At 58.4% G+C, this 21,264-nt stretch carries 16 protein-coding genes and 1 tRNA gene; 14 read left to right on the top strand and 3 right to left on the bottom strand.

The window, feature by feature from the left end:
• Positions 1 to 146 precede the first annotated feature (146 nt).
• Genes OJ996_RS15445 through OJ996_RS15435 form a run of 3 tightly spaced genes read left to right on the top strand, consistent with a single transcriptional unit; the run spans position 147 to position 3,198 of the window.
• Positions 147 to 1,301, top strand: coding sequence for a three-Cys-motif partner protein TcmP (locus OJ996_RS15445; RefSeq protein WP_264514521.1), 1,155 nt, complete (start codon positions 147 to 149; stop codon positions 1,299 to 1,301).
• A gap of 48 nt (positions 1,302 to 1,349) precedes the next feature.
• The gene (locus OJ996_RS15440) at positions 1,350 to 2,084 is read left to right on the top strand and encodes a DUF5131 family protein (protein ID WP_264514520.1); all 735 of its coding nucleotides are present in this window, start codon (positions 1,350 to 1,352) and stop codon (positions 2,082 to 2,084) included.
• 55 nt (positions 2,085 to 2,139) lie between these two features.
• A complete protein-coding gene (locus tag OJ996_RS15435) occupies positions 2,140 to 3,198 on the top strand; it encodes a hypothetical protein (protein ID WP_264514519.1) in 1,059 nt (352 codons plus the stop codon).
• A gap of 116 nt (positions 3,199 to 3,314) precedes the next feature.
• Here OJ996_RS15435 and tkt read toward each other — a convergent pair whose 3' ends face one another.
• Entirely contained in the window at positions 3,315 to 5,288 is a 1,974-nt protein-coding gene (gene tkt, locus OJ996_RS15430; protein WP_264514518.1) for a transketolase, read from the bottom strand.
• A 194-nt stretch (positions 5,289 to 5,482) separates the two neighbouring features.
• On the opposite strand from tkt, the gene OJ996_RS15425 reads away from it, so the two are divergent.
• Positions 5,483 to 5,557 (top strand) — tRNA-Glu (locus OJ996_RS15425).
• A gap of 60 nt (positions 5,558 to 5,617) precedes the next feature.
• Here the strand turns inward: OJ996_RS15425 and OJ996_RS15420 are convergent.
• The gene (locus tag OJ996_RS15420; RefSeq protein WP_264514517.1) at positions 5,618 to 6,499 is read right to left on the bottom strand and encodes a LysR family transcriptional regulator; all 882 of its coding nucleotides are present in this window, start codon (positions 6,497 to 6,499) and stop codon (positions 5,618 to 5,620) included.
• A gap of 76 nt (positions 6,500 to 6,575) precedes the next feature.
• Between OJ996_RS15420 and OJ996_RS15415 the strand changes: the two genes are divergently transcribed.
• Complete coding sequence (locus OJ996_RS15415) at positions 6,576 to 7,607, top strand: NAD(P)/FAD-dependent oxidoreductase (RefSeq protein ID WP_264514516.1); 1,032 nt, start codon at positions 6,576 to 6,578, stop codon at positions 7,605 to 7,607.
• A 68-nt stretch (positions 7,608 to 7,675) separates the two neighbouring features.
• Here OJ996_RS15415 and OJ996_RS15410 read toward each other — a convergent pair whose 3' ends face one another.
• Complete coding sequence (locus tag OJ996_RS15410; protein WP_264514515.1) at positions 7,676 to 8,104, bottom strand: RNA recognition motif domain-containing protein; 429 nt, start codon at positions 8,102 to 8,104, stop codon at positions 7,676 to 7,678.
• A gap of 319 nt (positions 8,105 to 8,423) precedes the next feature.
• On the opposite strand from OJ996_RS15410, the gene OJ996_RS15405 reads away from it, so the two are divergent.
• The 9 genes from OJ996_RS15405 to OJ996_RS15365 all read left to right on the top strand — a co-directional run bounded on the left by OJ996_RS15405 (position 8,424) and on the right by OJ996_RS15365 (position 21,264).
• On the top strand, positions 8,424 to 9,545 hold the full coding sequence (locus tag OJ996_RS15405) for an acyl-CoA desaturase (RefSeq protein WP_264514514.1): 1,122 nt from the start codon (positions 8,424 to 8,426) through the stop codon (positions 9,543 to 9,545).
• Positions 9,546 to 9,811: 266 nt separating this feature from the next.
• Positions 9,812 to 11,182, top strand: a complete 1,371-nt coding sequence (locus OJ996_RS15400; RefSeq protein WP_264514513.1) for a sigma-54-dependent transcriptional regulator — start codon at positions 9,812 to 9,814, stop codon at positions 11,180 to 11,182.
• An 18-nt stretch (positions 11,183 to 11,200) separates the two neighbouring features.
• Positions 11,201 to 13,006, top strand: coding sequence for a sensor histidine kinase (locus OJ996_RS15395; protein ID WP_264514512.1), 1,806 nt, complete (start codon positions 11,201 to 11,203; stop codon positions 13,004 to 13,006).
• Positions 12,990 to 13,601 carry a response regulator gene (locus tag OJ996_RS15390; RefSeq protein WP_264514511.1) on the top strand — a complete coding sequence of 204 codons (612 nt, stop codon included), beginning with the start codon at positions 12,990 to 12,992 and terminating at the stop codon, positions 13,599 to 13,601. Before OJ996_RS15395 ends, OJ996_RS15390 begins: the two co-directional genes overlap by 17 nt.
• Before the next feature lie 465 nt (positions 13,602 to 14,066).
• On the top strand, positions 14,067 to 15,155 hold the full coding sequence (locus tag OJ996_RS15385) for a ribonucleotide-diphosphate reductase subunit beta (RefSeq protein WP_264514510.1): 1,089 nt from the start codon (positions 14,067 to 14,069) through the stop codon (positions 15,153 to 15,155).
• A 66-nt stretch (positions 15,156 to 15,221) separates the two neighbouring features.
• Positions 15,222 to 15,596 carry a four helix bundle protein gene (locus tag OJ996_RS15380; RefSeq protein WP_425605565.1) on the top strand — a complete coding sequence of 125 codons (375 nt, stop codon included), beginning with the start codon at positions 15,222 to 15,224 and terminating at the stop codon, positions 15,594 to 15,596.
• Positions 15,597 to 15,695: 99 nt separating this feature from the next.
• The gene (locus OJ996_RS15375) at positions 15,696 to 18,980 is read left to right on the top strand and encodes a ribonucleoside-diphosphate reductase subunit alpha (protein ID WP_264514508.1); all 3,285 of its coding nucleotides are present in this window, start codon (positions 15,696 to 15,698) and stop codon (positions 18,978 to 18,980) included.
• Between the two features lie 170 nt (positions 18,981 to 19,150).
• Positions 19,151 to 20,200 (top strand): DNA cytosine methyltransferase, encoded by a 1,050-nt coding sequence (locus OJ996_RS15370; protein WP_319800694.1) that lies wholly within the window; start codon positions 19,151 to 19,153, stop codon positions 20,198 to 20,200.
• A complete protein-coding gene (locus tag OJ996_RS15365) occupies positions 20,200 to 21,264 on the top strand; it encodes an HD domain-containing protein (RefSeq protein WP_264514507.1) in 1,065 nt (354 codons plus the stop codon). The genes OJ996_RS15370 and OJ996_RS15365 overlap by 1 nt, the downstream gene beginning before the upstream one ends.

Here is a 21,264-nt window from a genome sequence, read left to right as displayed (position 1 = left end):
TCCAATCCCGTCGTTTGATCCGCGACCACGAGGTAAGGATCGAACATTCGGAAGCGCTGATCTATCTCTCCATGACCAAGCGCATGCTCGCAAGAATCGACGCCTGACCATTTTTCAGACAGCTTCTAAATGAATTCTACTCACCGATGGCTCAGAATAATTCCTTATTGTGGCAGGCCGCACCTCACACAATTGCAAAAATCGAGATTCTAAAAGGTTATCTGAATGCTTGGTTTCCCATTGTCGGATCGAAGTTCAAGAAGCTGGTGTATATTGATGGATTTGCGGGTCCCGGAAGCTACGAAAATCATCCCGAGGGCTCGCCTTTGGCCGCTCTCGATGTTTTCAATTCTTGGATCACGAAAAAGCCCGAGCGGATTGTTGTTGAGGACATCAGTTGTTTCTTTATCGAATCAGATCGCAATACCTTGGATTACTTGGCTGAGAAGCTGAGCCAGATGAGCTTAGCCAAGCGCATTCACCCCAAACCCTGCCACGGAGATTTTGAGACGGTTTTTGGCGAGTTGATACAGATGCCGAGTATTGCTGACAATGTGACCGGAGCATTGCCTCTTCTAATCTTCGCGGATCCCTTCGGGGGCACAGGAGTACCGTTCCATCTTTTTCAACGATGCCTAGAAAGCCAGGGAAGCGAGTTGCTACTGAATTTCGATGCTGACGGGATTGCGCGAATTCATTTTGGCAAGAATCCTGGCTGGGAGAAACAACTCAACGAAGTTTTCGGATGTGACGAATGGCAGACAGCTTTGGAGCCTCACAACGATTCGCTGGCACGCAAATCCGAGAAGGCCCTAGCTCTCTACAAGCAGAAGCTACTCGCTATCGACGGGGTCAAGTTCGTATGGAGCTTTGAGATGCGAGGTAAGACCGACCGGTTGAACTACTACTTGGTTTTCGCTTCAAGAAATCGGTTGGGAATGGAGAAAATGAAGGAAGCTATGCGCTCGATCGATGGTAGTGGGAACTACTGTTTTTCGGACGCCTACCGTGATCATCACATTCTTTTTAAGAACGACGACGCAGAGTTCTTCGCCAAGATCATGCATGAAAAGTATCTAGGTCAAAATGTAACCTACGCGGACCTAGACATTTACGCGCTTTGCGAAACTCCGTTCATCAATCCCAAAGGGATGCTGGATTGGCTAAGTCGGAGTCACTTGATTAGAGTGCAAGCCAAGCCGGGTTGTGCACCTCGAGCTCATTCCTTTCCAGAAGAGCAGATCGATTATGTCACATTCTTGAATCCGCCCAAGAGGGAGGTCCAACGCGAGCTGTTTTAGATGCCTCAGGAGGCTTGAAATTCAGCAAATACTGAATATTATTCTGCCATGGCTTCAAGCTCGATCGAGTGGACTGAACTCACGTGGAATCCCACAACCGGCTGCGACAAAATTTCGTCGGGCTGTAAGTTTTGCTATGCTGAGATCATGTCTCGAAGGCTCCAAGCGATGGGGGTGGAAAAATACCGGGACGGGTTCAAGATCCGCGAGCACGAAGCAGCCCTCGCCATTCCTTTTAGTTGGCGTAAGCCCGCGATGGTTTTCGTGAATTCAATGAGCGATCTTTTCCACAAGGATGTGAGCCTCGAATTCATTCAGCGGGTTTTTGGTGTGATGAACGCAAATCCTCATCTGGTTTTCCAAGTTCTGACCAAGCGTGCCGACCGGTTGGCGAAGGTTTGGAGCGATTTAACTTGGAGCCAAAACATTTGGATTGGTGTGAGCGTGGAGGACGAACGAGTCACTCACCGTATTGACGATTTGCGCGGCATTCCAGCTGCCGTTCGATTTCTCTCTTGCGAGCCGTTGATTGGGCCGCTTTCCCGATTGAATCTGGATGGAATCGATTGGGTGATTGTAGGCGGTGAAAGCGGAGCCCGACCACGACCGATGAAACCAGAATGGGCGACTGAGATCCGTGATCAGTGTGCGCGACATGATGTGGCATTCTTCTTCAAACAATGGGGCGGCCGAAATAAGAAGGCAGCTGGGCGGGAACTAGACGGTGCGCATCACAACTCATTCCCTACGCCTGACAAGAAGCGCGTTGCTTCGATCGTGTGACGCGAATGGTGTTAGAGCCTTGCTGAGCGCCGAGGCTCGACGATCATAATCACCAATGCATCCGCGCGACATAAGCGACCTGAATGCGTCGTTGCTCAGGCTGGCTGACCAGATTGCCAGAGAGATGGGGCTTCCCATTAAGCACGCAGTCAATCGGGCTGATTTTTCTGCTAGGCTATCGGAGCTCGTCAGAAGACAGACCGACAGTTCGATACGCCTTTATGGCTTTCGCGCGCAGCATATGTTTGCTTACGTTATCGCTGCATTAGGTGAGGTAGCTGTGATCACTGAAGAAGATCAAGGCATCTTCTTTGACAGCAGCGGACTCCTGACCCGACCCGATTTCAGAATTCAAACGAAGAAAGGATCACAGATACTTGTTGAGGTTAAGAATTTCAGGGCCTCGTCCATAGATGACTGTTTCGTGATAGGAGAAAAGTACTTGGAGCGACTTGCCAACTACTCTTCAACTGTGGGAATCCCCTTAAAAATCGCGGTTTACTGGGTTGGATGGAACTGTTGGACTTTGATCGACCCAAGTCGACTCTCGCTCGAGGGGAGAAAATTTCGATTGTCGATAATGGAGGCAATGAAGATCAACGAAATGGGGCTACTCGGCGACGTCCACGTTGGGACGGAGGTGCCATTAGTAATGCGATTGCACGCTGATCTAACAAAGCCGCGTTCTATTGACCTTCATGGTCTCGCCCCTTTTACCATAGGGCGCGTTACATTGCATGTAGGAGGCAAAGAGATTACCAATCAGCTAGAGATAAAGATCGCGGCGCTTCTGATCTTCTTTGGGAAATGGGGAGACGTAAAGACTCCGGTTGCCGTGAGCGGAGGTCTTGTGGATCACTTTGACTTTATCGTTCAGCCAGAGATTATTAGTGAGGGACAGGGTTTCGAACTTGTCGGCTCGATGAGCCAAATTGTGAGCAATCAGTATTTGTATTCTACCTCCGAAAAGGAAGGGGTAACATCACTGGCTCCCAAGAGTGACGTGAAAGAATTTGGAGTTCTAATACCCGATAGTTACCAAGGGCAAGTCCTCAAGCTCTGGCGGTTTCAGCAAATGCCTAACACCTTCGAGGGAGAAGAGTCGGAAAGTTGATTGAGCTCTGTTGGGCCGGACGATCCTTAGTCGCACTATTAACGCTTACCCCCACAAAAAGCGCGCTCCCCCTCTCAGAGAGCGCGCCTTTCAAAGTCTCAGTTAGACCGCCGGTCTTACAGCGCCTTGGCCGCGGCCACCACGTGCTCCTTGGTCATGCCCAGCTCCTTCATCACCGTGTTACCCGGTGCGCTAATGCCGAAGCGATCGATGCCGAGCACCTTGCCGTCGAGGCCGACGTACTTCCACCACAGGTCGGACACACCCGCCTCGATGGCGATGCGCTTCGTCACGGCCTTCGGCAGCACGCTCTCCTTGTAGTCGGCGCCTTGGCGATCGAAGCGCTCGAAGCAGGGCACGGAAACCACGCGCACGCCCTCGCCGAGTTCATCGGCTGCGGCGATCGCGTGTTGCAGTTCGGAGCCGCTGCCCATGAGGATCAGCTTCAGCTCGCCCTTTTCCTTCTTCGCGATGTAGGCGCCCTTCAGCACGCCTTCGCGGCGCTCTTCCACGGACAGCTCGTTCATCAGCGGCACCGCCTGGCGGGTCAGGCTCAGCAGCGTCGGGCCATCGGTGCGCAGCAGCGAGGCCACGAAGGCACCGGCGGTTTCTTCCGCGTCGGCGGGGCGGATCACGTCGAGATTCGGGATCACGCGCAGACCGCTCACGGTTTCCACCGGTTGGTGGGTCGGGCCGTCTTCACCCACACCCACGGAGTCGTGCGTGAAGATGTAGGTCACCGGCAGCTTCGACAGCGCGGCGAGGCGGATCGAGGGGCGCACGTAGTCGGCGAAGACCAGGAAGGTCGCCCCGCTCGCGCGGAACAGGCCGTCGTAGGCGATGCCGTTGCAGATGGCGCCCATTGCGTGCTCGCGGATGCCGAACCAGATGTTGCGGCCGCCCGGGTTGCTCGCGGAGAAGTCGCCGCCGTCCTTGATATAGTTCTTGGTGGAGCCGTAGAGGTCGGCGGAGCCGGTGATGAATTGCGGCACGGCCTTCGCCACTGCCTGCACCACCACACCGCCCGCACCGCGGGTCGCATCCTTGTAGTCCGCGGCGAAGGCCGGGATCTTGGCGGAAAGGTCGCTCGGCACACCGGCGCTCAGCTCGGCAGCCAGTTCCGGATTGGCAGCGGCCCAGGCATTGTAGGTCTCCTGCCAGGCATCGTAGGTCTTCTTCGACTCCGCCTTCACGCCGGCGAAGTGAGCATACACATCGGCGGAAACGTAGAAGTGCTCGTCGGCCGGGAGACCGAGGCCCGCGCGGGCTTCATCGATGAACTTCGCGCCGCCTTCGCCGTGCGCGGAAGCGGTGCCGGCCACCTGCGGGATGCCCTTGCCGATCAGCGTCTTCGCGATGATCACCTTCGGGCGGCCGTTCTTGTCGGCCTTGGCCTTGCTGATGGCGCCGGAGATCGCGGCGAAGTCGTGGCCGTCGATGGTCACGGCATCCCACTGCTGGGACTTGAAGTAGCCTTCGGCGTCTTCGCCTTGGGTCTTCTCGGCCATCGCATCCAGCGTCACATCGTTGGAGTCATAGATCAGCACCAGGTTATCGAGGCCCCCATGGCCGGCGAAGGCGATCGCCTCCTTGGCCACACCTTCTTGGAGGCAGCCGTCACCCAGCAGGGCGAAGACGTGTTGGTCGAAGATCACATGGTCCGCGGTGTTGAACTTCGCGGCGGCGCGCTTCGCGGAGAGGGCGTAGCCCACCGCGTTGCCTACGCCTTGGCCCAGCGGGCCGGTGGTGGCTTCCACGCCCACCGTCTCGAAGGACTCCGGGTGACCCGGGGTGTGGGAGCCGAGCTGGCGGAAGCGCTTCAGCTCGTCCAGCGGCAGCGCGTAGCCGGAGAGGTGCAGCCAGCTATAGAGGAACATCGAGCCGTGGCCGGCGGAGAGGATGAAGCGGTCGCGGTTGAGCCACTTCGGTGCGTCCGCATTGTAGCGCAGGCCACCGCCGCCGAAGAGAACCGCGCCGATTTCCGCGCAACCGAGCGGCAGGCCGAGGTGTCCGGAGTTGCAGGCGTGCACGGCGTCCATGGCAAGTCCACGGGCCTGGGTGGCGGCTTGGGAGAGAATGTCGGTATTCATTTGGCGTTCGGAATTGTCGGACCGGGCGGGCAGGGTAGGGGGCGGAAGCCCACTGACAAGCCGCAAGCGGGGCAGCATACTTGCACAGTACCGATGGTATGAATGCGACACGCGAATATTTGTTGCCGCTTTTTCCTTGCCAAGAGTCCCCCTCTGGCTAGTTTTCCGCCCGCCGCTCGCGGCAACGATAGCAAGACCCGTTCGTCTAACGGTTAGGACTCCAGATTTTCATTCTGGCAATAGGGGTTCGATTCCCCTACGGGTTGCCATCCTTTCAGAAGGCCACTTCTCACGAAGTGGCCTTCTTCTTTTCCCGGGGGCGGGAGCTTTCAGCTGCCGGGAATCAGGCTCCGCAGGCTTGCAATCGCGGGCATCTCGTCGCCCTTCCGCCAAGCGAGTGCCATCTCCAGCACCGGCGCTTCCCCGGCCAGCGGCACGAATTTCACTCCCTCCACACTGGTGCAGCGGCCGGTGGCCGCGGTGAAGTGGACACCCGCTCCGGAGGCGACCATTGCCATGCAGTTCTGCCCCTTCTTCTTGGTCAGCGTCTTGGGCCGGAAGCCTGCCTTCGCGCAGTGGTGCAGGATCTCGTGATACATCGCCGGGTTCTCCTCGCGGGTGTGGACGATGAATACGTCCCGCCTCAGGTCGGCGAGGGCCACCGGCTCGCGGAGATCGGCCATCGGGTGAGCGGCTGGGAGCGCCATCTGCATGCGGATGCGGGCGAAGGGGGCGAACTCCAATTCCGGCTGAGCCGCCGGTAGCAGGACGATCCCGGCATCGATCTTGGTCGCGGCGAGGGCATCGAGCTGGGCGTCCGAGTTCATCTCGTGAAGCTCGATCTCCATGTCCGCGTGAAGCTCGCGGAGCCGCGCCACCATGCGCGGGAACTCGGTGCAGTAAGCGGCTGCGGTGCAGCCGATCGGGAAGCGTCGCCGCCGCGCCTGTGATTCGCTTTTCATCCGGCGGGCCAGTCCGTCCGCTTGCTCCAGCAGGGCGAGCGCTTCCTTGTAAAAGCGGATCCCCGCGGTGGTCAGGTTGACCGAGCGCGTGCTTCTCTCGAAGAGCTTCGTCTCGAGGCTTTCCTCCAGGCCCGCGATCATCCGGCTCAGCGGCGGCTGGGACATGTGCAGCCGCTCTGCCGCCCGACGGAAGTTCAGCTCTTCCGCCGTGACGATGAAGGCGCGCAGGGAGCGGAGGTCGTCGATCATTGATGCTGATCTGGTATCAATATTCGTGCCGGAAGGGAAATTCAAAGTTTCACCGCTCCGGTCCATGCTGGGCCTCATGTCTTCCGATACTTCTGCCCCGGACTCTTCAAGATCGACCCGTCGCAAGATGCTCAAACAGGTGGTTTGCCTCACCGCCGCCTCTTCCATGGCTCCCTGCTCATTGGCGACAGAGCAGGATGGGGAGATCCAAGCCGATCTGGTTGTGATAGGCGGCGGTCCCGCGGGGATGCAGGCCGCGCTGGTAGCGGCCCGAGCCCGTCGCCAGGTGCTTCTGATCGATGGCGGTACGCCCCGGAACGCCGCCGCTCCCGCGCTCCACACCTTCGTGAGTCGGGATGGCATTCTTCCCGCGGACTTTCGCCGCTTGGGTCTGGCGGAGCTCCTTCGCTATCCGACCTTCCGTTTCGGCCGGGGCTTGGTGGAGGCGATCAAGGGCGAGGCCGGAGCCTTCCAGCTCAAGCTCTCCGGAGGGAAGAAGGTCCGCGCCCGCTATGTGATCCTGGCCTTGGGCTTGGTCGATACCTTGCCGGACATCCCGGGGCTCAAGGAGAACTGGGGCAAGGGCGTGCACCACTGCGTGTTCTGCGATGGTTACGAGCAGCGCGACCGGGCCTGGGGGCTTCTGGTGAAGGACCTTTCCGCCTTGGAGCATGCGCCTTTGTTCAGGGGGTGGACCGCGGATCTCACGGTCTTCACCCAGGGCCTGCCGGTTCCGGAAGCGGATCTGGCCAGGCTCGGTGAGCAGGGAGTTCGCGTCGAGAGCCGGCCTATTCGGGAGATTCGCGGCGGCTCCGGGGACCATCGGCTCGCCGGTCTGCTTCTGGAAGACGGCACGGAATTGCCGATCGAGACTTTCTGGGTGGCTCCTGATCAGCGTCAGCCCCCCCTAGTGGAGTCCTTGGGTTTGGATCTCCGGGAGGATGGAGCGGTCCAGCGCTCGGAAACCTGTGAAACCAGCAAGCCCGGCATCTTTGCCGCCGGGGACCTGAGCGCGGGGCGCATGCAGCAGGCGATTTTGGCGGCAGCGGATGGATCGCGGGCGGCTTTTTCCATCATCAGGGAGCTCATGGTTCGCTCCCGCGCCTGAGAAAGAAAAAGGGCGGATCTCTTCTGAGGATCCGCCCTTCTTTAAAGTTGGGAAACGACTGGTAGGTCTTACCAGCGGCCACCGCCGCCGCCACCACGGCGGTCATCGCTGTAGCCGCCACGGCCACCGCCGCCGCCACCACGGCGCTCGCCGTAGCCACCACCACCACCGCCGCCGCCACGGCGATCACCACCGTAGCCGCCGCCGCCACCACCACGACGATCACCGCCGCCACCGAAGGAGGGGCGCTCTTCGCGCGGGCGCGCTTCGTTCACGGTCAGGTTACGGCCACCGAAATCCTTGCCGTCCAAACCGCGGATTGCGGCTTCCATGGCTTCCTTGGTGCCCATGGTCACGAAGGCAAAGCCGCGCGGGCGGCCGGTTTCGCGATCCATCACAAGGCTCACTTCGCTCACGGGGCCGAATTGGCCGAAGGCTTCGCGCAGCTCATCTTCGCTGGCGGAGAAGGGGAGGTTCCCCACGTACATCTTGCTCATTGTTAATCAGTGGCCCGAACTATCCTACTGTCTCTTCTTCGACTGTTCCCGAGAACCGGGTTTCAAATCACCACTGAAATCAATCACCTGATGACCCTCCATGCCTTGAATTCGCCAGGGTGGCGAGCGCGAGCGAACCATGACTCGATTTCCACCGGGGGCAAGTCAGGAATTTTTGGAAATCGCCGAGGGCAATTCTGCGTGGTTCCACGCAAGCGGCCGCCAATCTTCAAAAGAATCCCCCGTCGGCCTTGCTGCGACGTTGACCTTCCCGGCAAAGCAGAGTATCCCTCCGCGCCCTTCGGGGCTATTCTTATACATGAATCCGAGAATCTCTTTCGAGCGGGTGGACTGGATCAATACCGGTTTCCTTTTCATCATCTCCCTGCTCGCCGTGATCGCGGCTCCGATCTACCTCTGGCAGAATGGCTTGAACGGATTCCTCGCGGGGATGTTCGCCTTTTACGCCATCTCGACCGGCATGAGCATCACGCTCGGCTATCACCGCCTCTTCTCCCACCTCTCCTTCAAGGCGAAATGGCCGGTGAAGCTCTACACCTTGGTCTTCGGTGCCTGCGCCTTTGAGAACTCCGCGCTGAACTGGGTCTCCGACCACCGCCGCCACCACAAGCACACCGATCACGACGACGATCCGTATGACATTTCGAAGGGCTTCTTCTGGGCCCACATCGGCTGGATCCTCTTCAAGCAGCTCCCCGAGCCGCCACTCGATAACGTGAACGACCTCCGCAAGGATAAGCTCGTCATGTGGCAACACCGCTGGGACAAGCTGATCGCCCTCCTCGTCGGCCTCGCTCTTCCCGCCGTTCTAGGTTACTACTTCGCCGGCGGCGCAAACGGAGCCCTCGGTGGCTTCCTGATCGCCGGCGTGCTCCGCGTTTTCTGCGTCCAGCAGTGCACCTTCTTCATCAACTCGCTCTGCCACACCATCGGTCGCCAGCCCTACTCCACCCGCTGCAGCGCGCGCGATAGTTTCGTGATGTCCCTCTTCACCTTTGGTGAGGGCTACCACAACTACCATCACGAGTTCCAACACGACTACCGCAACGGCGTGAAACCTTGGAACTTCGACCCCACCAAGTGGGCGATTTGGGCTCTTTCCAAGGTGGGCCTGGCCAGTGATCTCCGCCGCGTCCCGGACACCAAGGTCCTCCTCGCTGAAATGGCGGAGGCCCGCCGTCGTGCTGATCAGGAACTCGCCCGCCTGCATGCCGCTGGCGATCATCCTTGGCGCGACCGTGCCTTGGAGTCCATGAACTCCCTCATCGAGCGCTTGGCCAACAACTACCACGAGCTGGAGAAGGCCATGGCCGACCGCGTCGAACTCTCCCGCAAGGCTCTCCGCGATTGGAGCAAGGAAACCCGCGAGACTCTTCACCACCTCTCGCAGATCCGCCGTGGCCGCGAAGTCCCCGCCTGAGGATCTACCCTCTGATTTTCAAGCCGCCCCGGTCTCTGGCTGGGGCGGCTTTTTTGTGCCTCCACGGCATGGCGTCCGATTTCTCTCCCGAATTGAGATCAAATTGCAAATTGCAAGATGCAATGTTTAGGGTGTAGCGTTATGCACGATCCGACGCAGATTGCCACATCATGCATTTCGCCCGAACTGCCTAAGAGTCAGCTATTCAAGAACCCGCGTCGCTTCGGCATGCTGACTGTTAGGAGGGGATCGGTAACCCACCCGTCATGGACATCCTCATCGTTGACGACGAACAGTCGATCCGCCTCACCACCTCGCTCGCTCTGGAAGCCGAGGGTCACTACGTCGAAACTGCGGAAGACGGACCCTCTGCCTTGCGTAGACTGAAGGAGGATGATTTCCAGCTCGTCTTCCTTGATCTCCGTCTTGGGGATGAGGACGGCCTTAAAGTGCTGCAGGACATCCTCAAACAAAACCCGCGGCAGCTAGTCACCATCTTTACCGCGCATGCCTCCGTCTCCACGGCGGTGAAGGCCACCCAGCTCGGTGCCTTCGATTATCTGGAGAAGCCGTTCACCCCGGACCAACTCCGCGCTATTCTGGCGAAGGCGCATAAGGCGCTCCAGCAGCAGGTGGAGGTGGTCCGTTTGCAGGAGACCGTGCAAGAGCTCAAAAGCGAGGTGAAGCACAACTCGCCCCCGCTTCAGTTCAAGTCCGAGGACGAGCGGACCCAGATGGAGATCGAAACTCTCTTCCGGGCCGCCGCTTCTCCAGCCTCCGTTCTGATCCTTGGAGAGAGCGGCACCGGTAAAAGCGTGATTGCCAAAGAGGTCCACGACCGCAGCCATCTTCGCGACAAACCCTTCGTGACCGTGAGCTGCCCGAGCCTTTCGAAGGAGCTGTTGGAAAGCGTCCTCTTCGGTCACATGAAGGGCTCCTTCACCGGCGCGATCAAGGACACATGGGGTAAGGTACATGCGGCGGATGGCGGCACCCTCTTCTTGGACGAAATTGGCGAGCTCCCCATGGAGATCCAGCCGAAGTTGCTGCGGCTCCTTCAGGAACGAGAGTATGAGCGGCTGGGCGAGAACAAGGTCCGTCCCTGCAACGTCCGGATCATCGCAGCCACGAACCGGGATCTCGCAGCCAGCGTCGTTGCCCGCACTTTCCGCGAGGACCTCTTCTATCGCTTGAACGTGATTAGCGTGACCGTTCCTCCTCTCCGCGAGCGCCGTGCCGACTTGGTCCGCTTCGCTCACGATTATCTTAACTTCTTCAGCAGCCAGATGGGGCGCAAGATTGATGGCTTTTCGGAAAGCGGTCGCCAGGCCCTTCTCCGCCATGCATGGCCAGGCAACCTCCGCGAGCTCCGTAACGCCATCGAGCGCGCGGCGATCCTTGCCCGCGGGTCCAAGATCGAAGCCGAGGACCTGCCGATCCCGGTAGCTGCAGAGACTCCTGCCGCTGGCGGAGCTGCCGTGCCGGTGATCGGAGGCGAATATAGCATCGATCATATCGAGCAGACTCACCTTCGCGAAGTGCTGCGCTGGGCACCCACTCTGCAAGACGCCGCGGCGATCCTCGGCATCGACAAGGCCACCCTCTACCGCAAGCGCAAGCGCTTCGGCATGGATTGATCCTCCCCCGATTTTTTAATGTTACGCACCCGACTGTTCTACGGGCTTTTGACCCTGATCCTGCTCCTGTGGGGAGTCGGAGCGGCGGCGCTCGTACTGGTGCGGGATGCGAATCGGCGTTATCAGAACAGCTTGGAGAACAACTACCCGGCGATCAAGACCGCCCGGAGTTTTGGCGTCCTCACCTCGGCCATTGATGCCCACTATTTGCCGGCCTTAACCGGTGATCCACCCTACAAGCCGCCGGACAAGACGCTCTTCCAATTCAATCAGAGCGAACTCGTGGCGAAGCTCGAAAGCCTGCGTCGCAGCGATGACGATGTGTGGAACGAGGTTCTGGACAATCTCCAGCAATCCCTCACCACCTATTTCGAGGAATATGAGAGTTTCTTCCGTGGAGAGGTCGCCACGCGTGAGGATGCGGCGAAGCTTCTGACCTCGCTGAGCCGGCAATCGCAGGGCATCACCCAGCAGTCGGAGAACGTGTTCCTTCTCGCGGAAGAGCGTCTGAAGGCCGGCGTGGCTGTGGAGAACAAGTCCGCGAATAACACGCTCTTTGTAACGGTTCTCGTCATCGTCGGCACGGCCATTGCGGTTTTTATCTACCATCAGCTCGTACGCCACTTGGTGGACCCCGTCGAGGGACTGCGGCGTTCGATTGATGAGATCAGGAAAGGTAACTTCGAGCTGACCTTGCCGGAGCCCGGCACCGACAGCGAATTCCGCGCAGTTGCGACCGCCTTCAACGACATGGCGGCGGAGCTGCGCTTGCGTCGCGGCGAAACGGAGGAGCGGGTGATGCGCACCAACTTGGTGAACCGCGCGATCCTTGAAGCGATTCCTTCACCGGTCTTCGTACTAGGAGACGACGGTCGCATTCTTCAGCTCAATCCGGCCGCGGAGACTCTTACCGAGAGCTTGGGAGTGCCGAATCGTATCCCGGCGAAGATCCAGCGGATCCTCGAAGAGTCGGCGGATGCCGGCATGAATCACCTCCCGGAAGATCCTCGGGAGGCGCTTCTCTTCCGCGTGGGCGAACGCGAGCATTTCTATCTGCCGCGGATCTTCCGCTTCACGTCCGAGGACGGGATTCATTCCGGGCGTGCAGTCCTGCTGCACAATGTTACCCGCATCCGCTGGTTGGATGACATGAAGACCAACCTGCTTTCGACGGTGAGCCACGAGGTGAAGACTCCTCTCACGGGGATCCGGATGGTTCTTCACCTCCTCTTGGAGGAGCGCTCCGGTGTGCTTTCGCCAATTCAGAGGACGATGGTGTCTTCGGCGAACGACGATTGCGAGAGGCTGTTGGCCACGCTCAACACCCTGCTAGATCTTTCCCGAGCGGAGAGCGGGACGACGCATCTGGACCGCGTGCCGGTGGGGCTCCCGGGGGCGCTGCAGCGTTCGGAGCGACTCTTCGCCCCAAAGGCCGGCGAGAAGGGCATCTCGATCCAGGTCGAAACCCACAACGATTTGCCAGACGTCAGCGCCGACCCCTTGCGGTTGGACGAGGTACTGAACAACCTTGTATCTAACGCGATCAAGCACAGCCCGGCGGGGGGGATGGTGACGCTGCGGACCAGCCAGCCGGATGCGGATCATGTCCGCGTTTCGGTGATCGACGAGGGTCCTGGAGTGCCGGAGGAGGCGCAGAGCCGGATTTTCGAGCGGTTCTTCAGAGCACCGGGACAGGATTCGGACGGGGTGGGGCTGGGGCTATTCATTTGCCGGGAGATCATGCGGGCTCACGAGGGCCGGATCGGTCTGAGGGAGCGGAAGGACAACCAAACGGAATTCTATATCGATGTCCCAATTGCCTGACACCAAGGCGGCGGGGGCTGCCGTTCGATACCGGGTTCTGGTGGTGGATGATGAGCCGACGCTGCGGCTCGGGTTTTCGTATGCGCTTTCGGATCACGACACGGACACGGCGGCGGGGGGCGTGGAGGCTTTGTCGAAGCTGGAGAATGAGAGCTACGACCTGGTGATCCTGGATCTGCGGATGCCGGATATCGACGGGTTGCGGGTGATCGAGTCGTTGAGGCGGCATGGGAATTCCCTACCGGTGGTGTTGTGCAGTGCGGTGATCACGCCGTCGGCGGCGTTGAGGGCGATTACGGGGCAGGTGGTGGACTTTTTACTTAAGCCAGTGCATCCCAAGGAGTTGCGCGGGGTGGTGAAGCATGTGATGGCGCCGGGGGGGGACGGGTTTGCGCTGGCGATGGCGCAGGCGCGGGCGGGGCGGCATGACGAGGCGGTCCGGGCCTTGCAGGATTTGGGGGAGGAGAGCGAGCGGGTGCAGGCCTGGCTGGGGATTTTGCGGGCGATCCGGATGGGGAGCCTGGAGGGGGAGGCGGCGGCGTTCGGGCGGCTGGAGAAGGAGGGGCTGTCGGCCTTGGCCTTCCGGGCGGCTTGATGCAATTCCTTGTAAAATCAAGGGTTTGCGGGTGAGGTAGAGGGCGTTAAGCAATTGTTTTGTTAATTTTAATCCGCTCGGGGAGAGGGGATTGCGGGGATTTCTAACAGAACTCTGCTCTAACATTTTAGAATTCCGCGGGTGGGTCGGGGAGAGGTGATGAGGGGTGGCCGGGTCGGAAAACTTTTCGACACCTAGGGGGGCCGGAGGGAAATCGGCGGGCCTTTCATTGAGCCCACATTTTTCAGGCATTTAGGGGATGGGGCGAAATTGTCAAGTTTGCAGCGGGTGGAGGAGTACACCACCGGTAGTATTGTTAATAATTTGTGGATACCATATGAACGAAATGGACTTGAGGATTGGCCCCGTTTCCGCTCAGTATCTCTCCCGCTGTGCCCGCCGCGACCGGTTCGACCGGGAGGCGGCAAAACCATCCTGAAGCTTTCTCCCGTCGCCCACCTCTCCATGTCCGCCACCACCACGATTACCCTCGGAGCCCGCACATTCGTGCTCGATCGCGAGAAGGCCGAGCAGGCCTTCGCCGCCAAGAAAGTCATCAACGGTCGCGAGACCATGTTCTTCAACATCCTGCCGCTGAAGTACCAGTGGGCGTACGACCTGTACAAGACGATGAAGAACAACCACTGGGAGCCGGAGGACATCACGATGCAGAAGGATGTCGAGCAGTGGCGCTCGGACGAGATCAGCGACGTGGAGCGCTGGATCATCAAGATGGGGATCGGCTACTTCTCGGCAGCCGAAGGGATCGTGGGGGACAACGTGCTGCATGTGGTCCGCGAGGTGGTGACGGCACCCGAACTGAAGCTGGTGCTGGGCCGCCACGCACACGAGGAGAACATCCATGCGGACTCGCTGGTTTACATGCTTTCCTCGCTGGGGCTGAACCCGCACGAGTGCGAGGCGATGTTCGAGGATGTGCCCTCGATCACGGCGAAGAATCACTTTGTGGTGTCGAACTCCCGAGCGCTGCGCCGGGACATTGACCTGACGGTGACCGAGAACAAGCAGGCGCTGGCGAAGAACATCTTCATGTTCGGCCAGGTCATGGAGGGCACCCAGTTCTACGGTCTGTTCGGGATGATCCTGAGCCTCTACCGCCAGAACAAGTTCCCGGGCATCGGCGCCATGTTCCGCTACACGCTGCGCGACGAGTCCAACCACATCGAAGTGTTCCGCAACCTCCTCATGGACCTCGTCGATGAGAACCCCGACATCTGGACCGAGGACTTCCGCGAAGACCTCCGCGCCACGATGAAGGAGGGGATCACGCTGGAGAAGACCTTCATTCGCGACTGTTTGCCGGTGGCGGGGCTGGGCCTGAATTCCGCCGACTTCGAGGCGTACATCGATTACATCGCCGACCGCCGCCTCGCTTCTTGTGGTTTGGCTCCTCTCAACGAGAGCGTCACCAACCCGTTCCCTTGGCTTGCCGAGATGATGGACATCAAGAAGGAGACCAACTTCTTCGAAGGCCGAGTTACCGAGTATCAAAAGGCTTCGGCACTGAGCTCGGTTGACGATGACGAACTCTGATCCTTGGCCCGGGTTTGCTAGTTTTCAGTGTTCAGTTTTCAGGAAAGGCAAAAAGCAGAAGGCATTATGGCGGTTACCACATTTGAAGATTTGGAAGTCTGGAAGCGCAGCTGCCAGCTTGCGGTCGATGTGTGCGTGGCGTTGCATGATTCACGCGATTACGCGCTGAAGGATCAAATGCAGCGCTCGGCCATTTCAGTGCCCTCCAACATTGCCGAAGGAGCTGAACGCGACAGCGATGGAGACTTCATTCGTTTCCTCCGCATCAGCAAAGGCTCCTGTGGTGAACTCCGCACCCAACTCTATATCTCCGAGCGAGTCCGACAGAAGGTTGGGCAAGCTCCGCTCGCAGGCTCTCGTCCCATGATCCAGGAGACCAAAGAAATCTCCGCGATGCTCCAAGGGCTCATCCGCAGCATCGATTCCCGCCGCTCTTCCTGAAAACTGAATACTGCGAACTCGCAAACTTCAGTTCCCGTTTCCCACACACACTGTCCCAAGTTCCGCAAATCCTCCCTCACCCGCACACACTTCCTCGCCATGTATCGTGCCGTTAATCCTGACGAAGACTACCTGCTGAAGCAGGTCATCACCGACCGTTTCTCCCTTCCGGCTTCCGACCGCGCTTTTTCCTGGCGCGAGGTGCTGTCGCATGAGCGGCGCAAGCCGATCACCGATATCATCGTGACCCGTGGTGACACGGATACCCACTTCTCGCTGGAAGACGTCGCCGATGCGATCGGTGATTCGCTGGCGGACCTGCTGATTTCCCGCCAGGCGGACGAGAAGTCGATCTTCTCGGACGTGAACCGCAAGTTCGTGTCGGACGTGGCGCACGCGGTGGCGAACTCGCTGACGAAGTCGCTGGATGAGGGCGGCCGTTTGCGCCTGTCGGAGTCCGACCTATACTTGCTGATCGAAAAGGCACTGCTTGAGAACGAAGCGTATGACGTGGCGAAGTCGCTGGCCTTCCGTCGCTCGATGGAGAAGACCGGGACCGTCGACGTCCACGCCGGCCCGCATGCACTGCCGGTGCGCCTGATCCGCCGCAGCGGCAATGTCGTGCCGTGGTCGGAGACGAAGATCGAGATCGCGGTGCGCAAGGCCTTCCTGACGATCAAGGAGAACCCGGAAGCGGCGGTGGACATCGCGAAGGCGGTGACGGACCGGATCCGCCGCGGGGACCAGTCCTTCGTGCACATCGAGGACGTGCAGGACATGGTGCAGGAGGAGCTGATGCGCCAGGGCCGCTTCAAGGCGGCGGAGCACTACATCCTGTATCGTGCGCAGCGCGCGCGCCTGCGCCAGGAGCAGGAGGAGAAGGCGGAGGATCCGAACCAGGAATTCTTCGTCACCGTGACGCCGGATGATGGCAAGTCCATCATGTGGGACGGCAGCGAGCTGAAGAAGCGGATCGCGTATGCCTCGATCGGCCTCGACCTGTGCATCAGCGAGCTGGAGATCGAGCGTGAGCTGCGCCGCTCCGTGGGCACGGAGATCTCCGAGAAGGACCTCAAGAACACGATCATCCTGAATGCGAAGGCGCTGATCGAGAAGGACGCGGACTTCGCGAAATTCGCCGGCCGGATCCTGCTCTCCTACATCTACGAGGAAGTGCTGGACTGGAGCATCTCGCGCGACGGGATCGACAAGCTGAAGGCGGCGCACAAGGCGGCCTTCAAGAGCTACCTGAAGCACGGCGTGGCGATCAAACGCCTGAGCCCGGACCTGCTGGATGTCTATGACCTGGACAAGCTGGCGGAGGCCTTCGACCCGACGGCGGACCTGGACTTCGACTACCTCGGGATCCAGACGATGTACGACCGCTATTTGGTGGTCGACAAGACGGGCAACAAGCCGCGCCGGATCGAGACGCCACAGTTCTTCTGGATGCGCGTGGCGATGGGCCTGTTCAAGCGCGAGGAGAAGGACCGCGAGAGCTGGGTGATCCGCCTCTACAATCTCTACAAGGGACGGCGCTTCTGCTCCTCCACGCCGACGCTCTTCAACTCCGGCACGCTGCACAGCCAGCTTTCCTCCTGCTACCTGTACAAGGTGGATGACTCGATCGAGAGCATCATGATCCGCGGGATCGCGGAGAACGCCTTCCTCTCGAAGTGGGCGGGCGGCCTGGGCGGTTCGTGGACGGCGGTGCGCGGCACCGGCGGCTACATCCAAGGCACGAACGGCGAATCGCAGGGGATCATCCCCTTCCTGAAGCTGCACAACGACCAGCTGGTGGCGGTGAACCAGGGCGGCAAGCGCCGCGGTTCCGGCTGCGCCTATCTGGAGACCTGGCACAACGACATCGAGGACTTCCTGGAGCTGCGCAAGAACACGGGCGACGAGCGCCGCCGCTGCCACGACATGAACACCGCGAACTGGATTCCGGACCTGTTCATGAAGCGGATGGAAGACCGCGCGCAGTGGACCCTATTCCGCTCGAACGAAGTGCCGGACCTGCACGACCTGTATGGAAAGGCCTTCGAGCAACGCTACACGGAGTACGAGGCGATGGCGGCGGAAGGGAAGATCTGGTCCCGCCAATTCCCGGCGATCGAGCTGTGGAAGGGGATGCTGAAGATGCTGTTCGAGACGGGGCACCCGTGGATCACCTTCAAGGATCCCTGCAACGTGCGCTCCCCGCAGGACCATGCCGGCGTGATCCACTCCAGCAACCTGTGCACGGAGATCACGCTGAACACCTCCGACGAGGAGACGGCGGTGTGCAACCTGGGCTCGGTGATCCTGGACACGCACATCACCCGCGACGGCGCGCTGGACCACGAGATGCTGAAGGAGACCATCACGGTGGCGATCCGGGCGCTGGACAACGTGATCGACATCAACTTCTACCCGACGACGGCGGCGAAGACGGCGAACATGCGCCACCGGCCGATCGGCCTGGGCGTGATGGGCCTACAGAACGCGCTCTACAAGCGCGGGCTGGCCTTCGCCTCGGATGCGGCGGTGGAGTTCAATGACGAGTTCATGGAGGCGATCGCCTACTATGCCTATAGTGCCTCGAGCGACCTGGCGGCGGAAGTGGGGACCTACTCCAGCTACCAGGGCTCCAAGTGGTCGCGCGGGATCCTGCCGCAGGACACGGTGGACCTGCTGGAAGACGAGCGCGGCCGGAAGATCGACGTGCCGCGCGGCGGCAAGATGGACTGGTCCGTGGTGCGCGAGAAGATCGCGAAGCACGGGATGCGGAACTCGAACGTGCTGGCGATCGCGCCGACGGCGACGATTTCCAACATCATGGGCACCACGCCGTGCATCGAGCCGAACTACAAGAACCTGTATGTGAAGAGCAACCTGGGCGGCGAGTTCATCATCCTGAACTCCGAGCTGGTGCGCGACCTGAAGAAGGCCGGGCTGTGGAACCAGGAGATGGTGGACGAGCTGAAGTACTTCAAGGGCGAGCTAGAGGACATCGAGTCGATCCCGACGGCGATCAAGAACAAGCACAAGACGGTGTTCAGCATCGGCCACGAGTACATCGTGGATGCGGCGGCACGGCGCCAGAAGTGGATCGACCAGAGCCAGAGCGTGAACCTGTTCCTGGCGACGCCGGACATGAAGACGCTGAGCCACATGTATCGCCGGGCCTGGGACAAGGGTCTGAAGACGACCTACTACCTGCGCACGCTGCAGGCGAACGACAGCGAGTCCTTCACCGGCAAGGTGACCAAGGAGATCCGCGGCCTGATGGCACGGGACGGCGGCGTGAGCCCCGAGAAACCAACCTACAGCGCCGAGGAGAAGATGGCCTGCTCGATCGACGCCATGATGAATGGCGGGACGTGCGAGGCGTGTCAGTGAGCTAAGCTGGAGCGGCGAACGGAGGCTCGCCGCTCCTCAAGATTCCGTGCGACAAACAAGCCGTCTGCCGTCCGTATTCAGCGGCACCAAATTTCAAGCCGTGTGATGAAAGAATGTGACTTGCGCTGTTCGGTGGAAAAGTTAGTTCTCTACCGCAAAATGCAGCAAGCGTGAGAGTCATAGATTTATTCTCCGGTGCGGGTGGACTCTCACTTGGCGCTCAACAAGCTGGCTGCAAGTTGGTTGCCGCCGTGGAAAGTGACAAGTGGGCGGCTACGACCTACGAGTCAAACTTCCCTGATGTTGACGTTCACAATTCTGACATCCGAAATATAGACGCCAAGAAATTTGCCCGTCAAAAAATAGATCTTGTAATAGGCGGGCCGCCTTGTCGCGCATTTTCCACCTCCAATCAAAGAAATCGAGGTTCCAAACACCCAGACTCTTTGCTCTTTAAAGAATACTTTAGATTCGTAGAGCTTATTCGCCCTCTCGGCCTTATTTTAGAGAACGTACCGGGAATCCTGCAGACTGAAAATGGCAGTTTTTACAAACAAATCGAGATAGCATTTCGGGAGCTGGGATACCACCCTTCTACTTTGATTGTAGATGCCAGCGACTATGGTGTTCCCCAAAGACGTAGACGGATGTTCATGATCGGAACGAAAGTTCCTGTGAACCTAACTCCTCCAAAACCACATGCTCAAAGAGTGAGTGTTTGGGAAGCGATCTCAGATCTTCCAAAGCTGGAAAATGGTGCACAGCATGCTGAGCTTGCTTATCGGCGAGACGCAGCAAGTAGTTACGCAAAGAAATTAAGAGGTAAGCGGAAAAAATGCGCTGGACACTTGGTTACGCGTAATAAATCTGACTTAGTGAATCGATTTAAATGGGTTCCTCAAGGAGGTAATTGGGAAAGCATTCCCGATAGTCTTTGGCCGGCTGAATCTCGAGCAAAAGAGCGACACACGGGTCTCTATCATCGCCTTAAAGCCGGCGTGCCGTCGATAGTAGTGGGAAACTACAGAAAAAATGTTCTGCTTCACCCCACCCAAAATAGAGGGTTGTCGGTAAGAGAAGCTGCTCGCCTCCAATCTTTTCCTGACTGGTTTGAATTTTCTGGTAGTATTGGATTTCAACAGCAGCAAGTCGCAAATGCTGTCCCTCCTGCTTTAGCTAAAGAGGTAATCTCTCATATTTACAAGTTGTTGCTGCCATGATGCATTTGGAAGAGATTCTTCGAAAAGGTAAAGACGCAGACTTCCCCACACGAGGAGGAAAGCAGGAGTATATTAATCGTTATGAAAGTATCACGAGGATTCTTGCCCCTATACAAACAAACGCTACGGCTGGCGCGCTACTTGCAGAGGTCCGAAAAAAATTCGACCAGAAGGATGCAATAAATCCTGAGGAGCTGATTTACTTGAATGATCACGGTCCAGACCATATAGCTTGCGTAATTAGCAGATGTTCTGATATCCTTAAGTCGCACAAGTGTAATATTGGTGCATATGAGGCTTATATTCTTCTTGTTGCGATTAATCTACATGATATCGGGAACATTGGAGGGCGAAAAGACCACGAAAAGCGAGTTTTCGATCAAATCGATTCTTTAGGAGCTGCAATGGGTTCTGATTCGGCCGAAAAGAAACTGATCGGTCGGATAGCTGCTGTTCATGGTGGAACAGTTGCAGGAACCAAAGATAAAGACACTTTGCGTCAGATCCTCGTCGAGGATCATATTTTGGGTAAAACCGTTTATCCTAGATTTCTTGCGGCTCTTCTCCGGTTTGCTGATGAGTTAGCTGATGATACTACTCGAGCGGCGCGATACGGGATGATAAGTGGTATTCTTCCGGAAGAGTCTAGGATTTATCATCGTTATAGCGAAAGTCTTACTTCGGTGACTGTCCGCAAAGAATGCGTCCGCTTGCGATTCGAGATTGATTCAGAGACAGCAAGCGGTAAGTTTAAAAGTTCTACGGGGGAAAGCTACCTGATAGATGAAATATATTCGCGGCTCTTAAAGATGCACCGAGAGCGAGTCTATTGCATGCGTCATATGAGGATAAGGTTGGAGATCCCCAAGATTGAATTTAGAATAGTTGTGGATCACCCATCGGATCCTCTGTCTCACGCTTTTCAGATTGATGATGTTCTTGAGGAGGTGGGATTCCCAGACGCTCCGGGTAAAGGAATTCACGGCGTCTGCAGATCGTTGGGGGTAAAGAATGGAAAAGAAATACATGATATAATTGACGAAATTAAATCTGCCAACGCCTAG

This window comes from Luteolibacter rhizosphaerae (genome assembly GCF_025950095.1).
Taxonomy (GTDB): domain Bacteria; phylum Verrucomicrobiota; class Verrucomicrobiia; order Verrucomicrobiales; family Akkermansiaceae; genus Haloferula; species Haloferula rhizosphaerae.
This window is presented reverse-complemented; position numbering and strand designations above follow the sequence as displayed.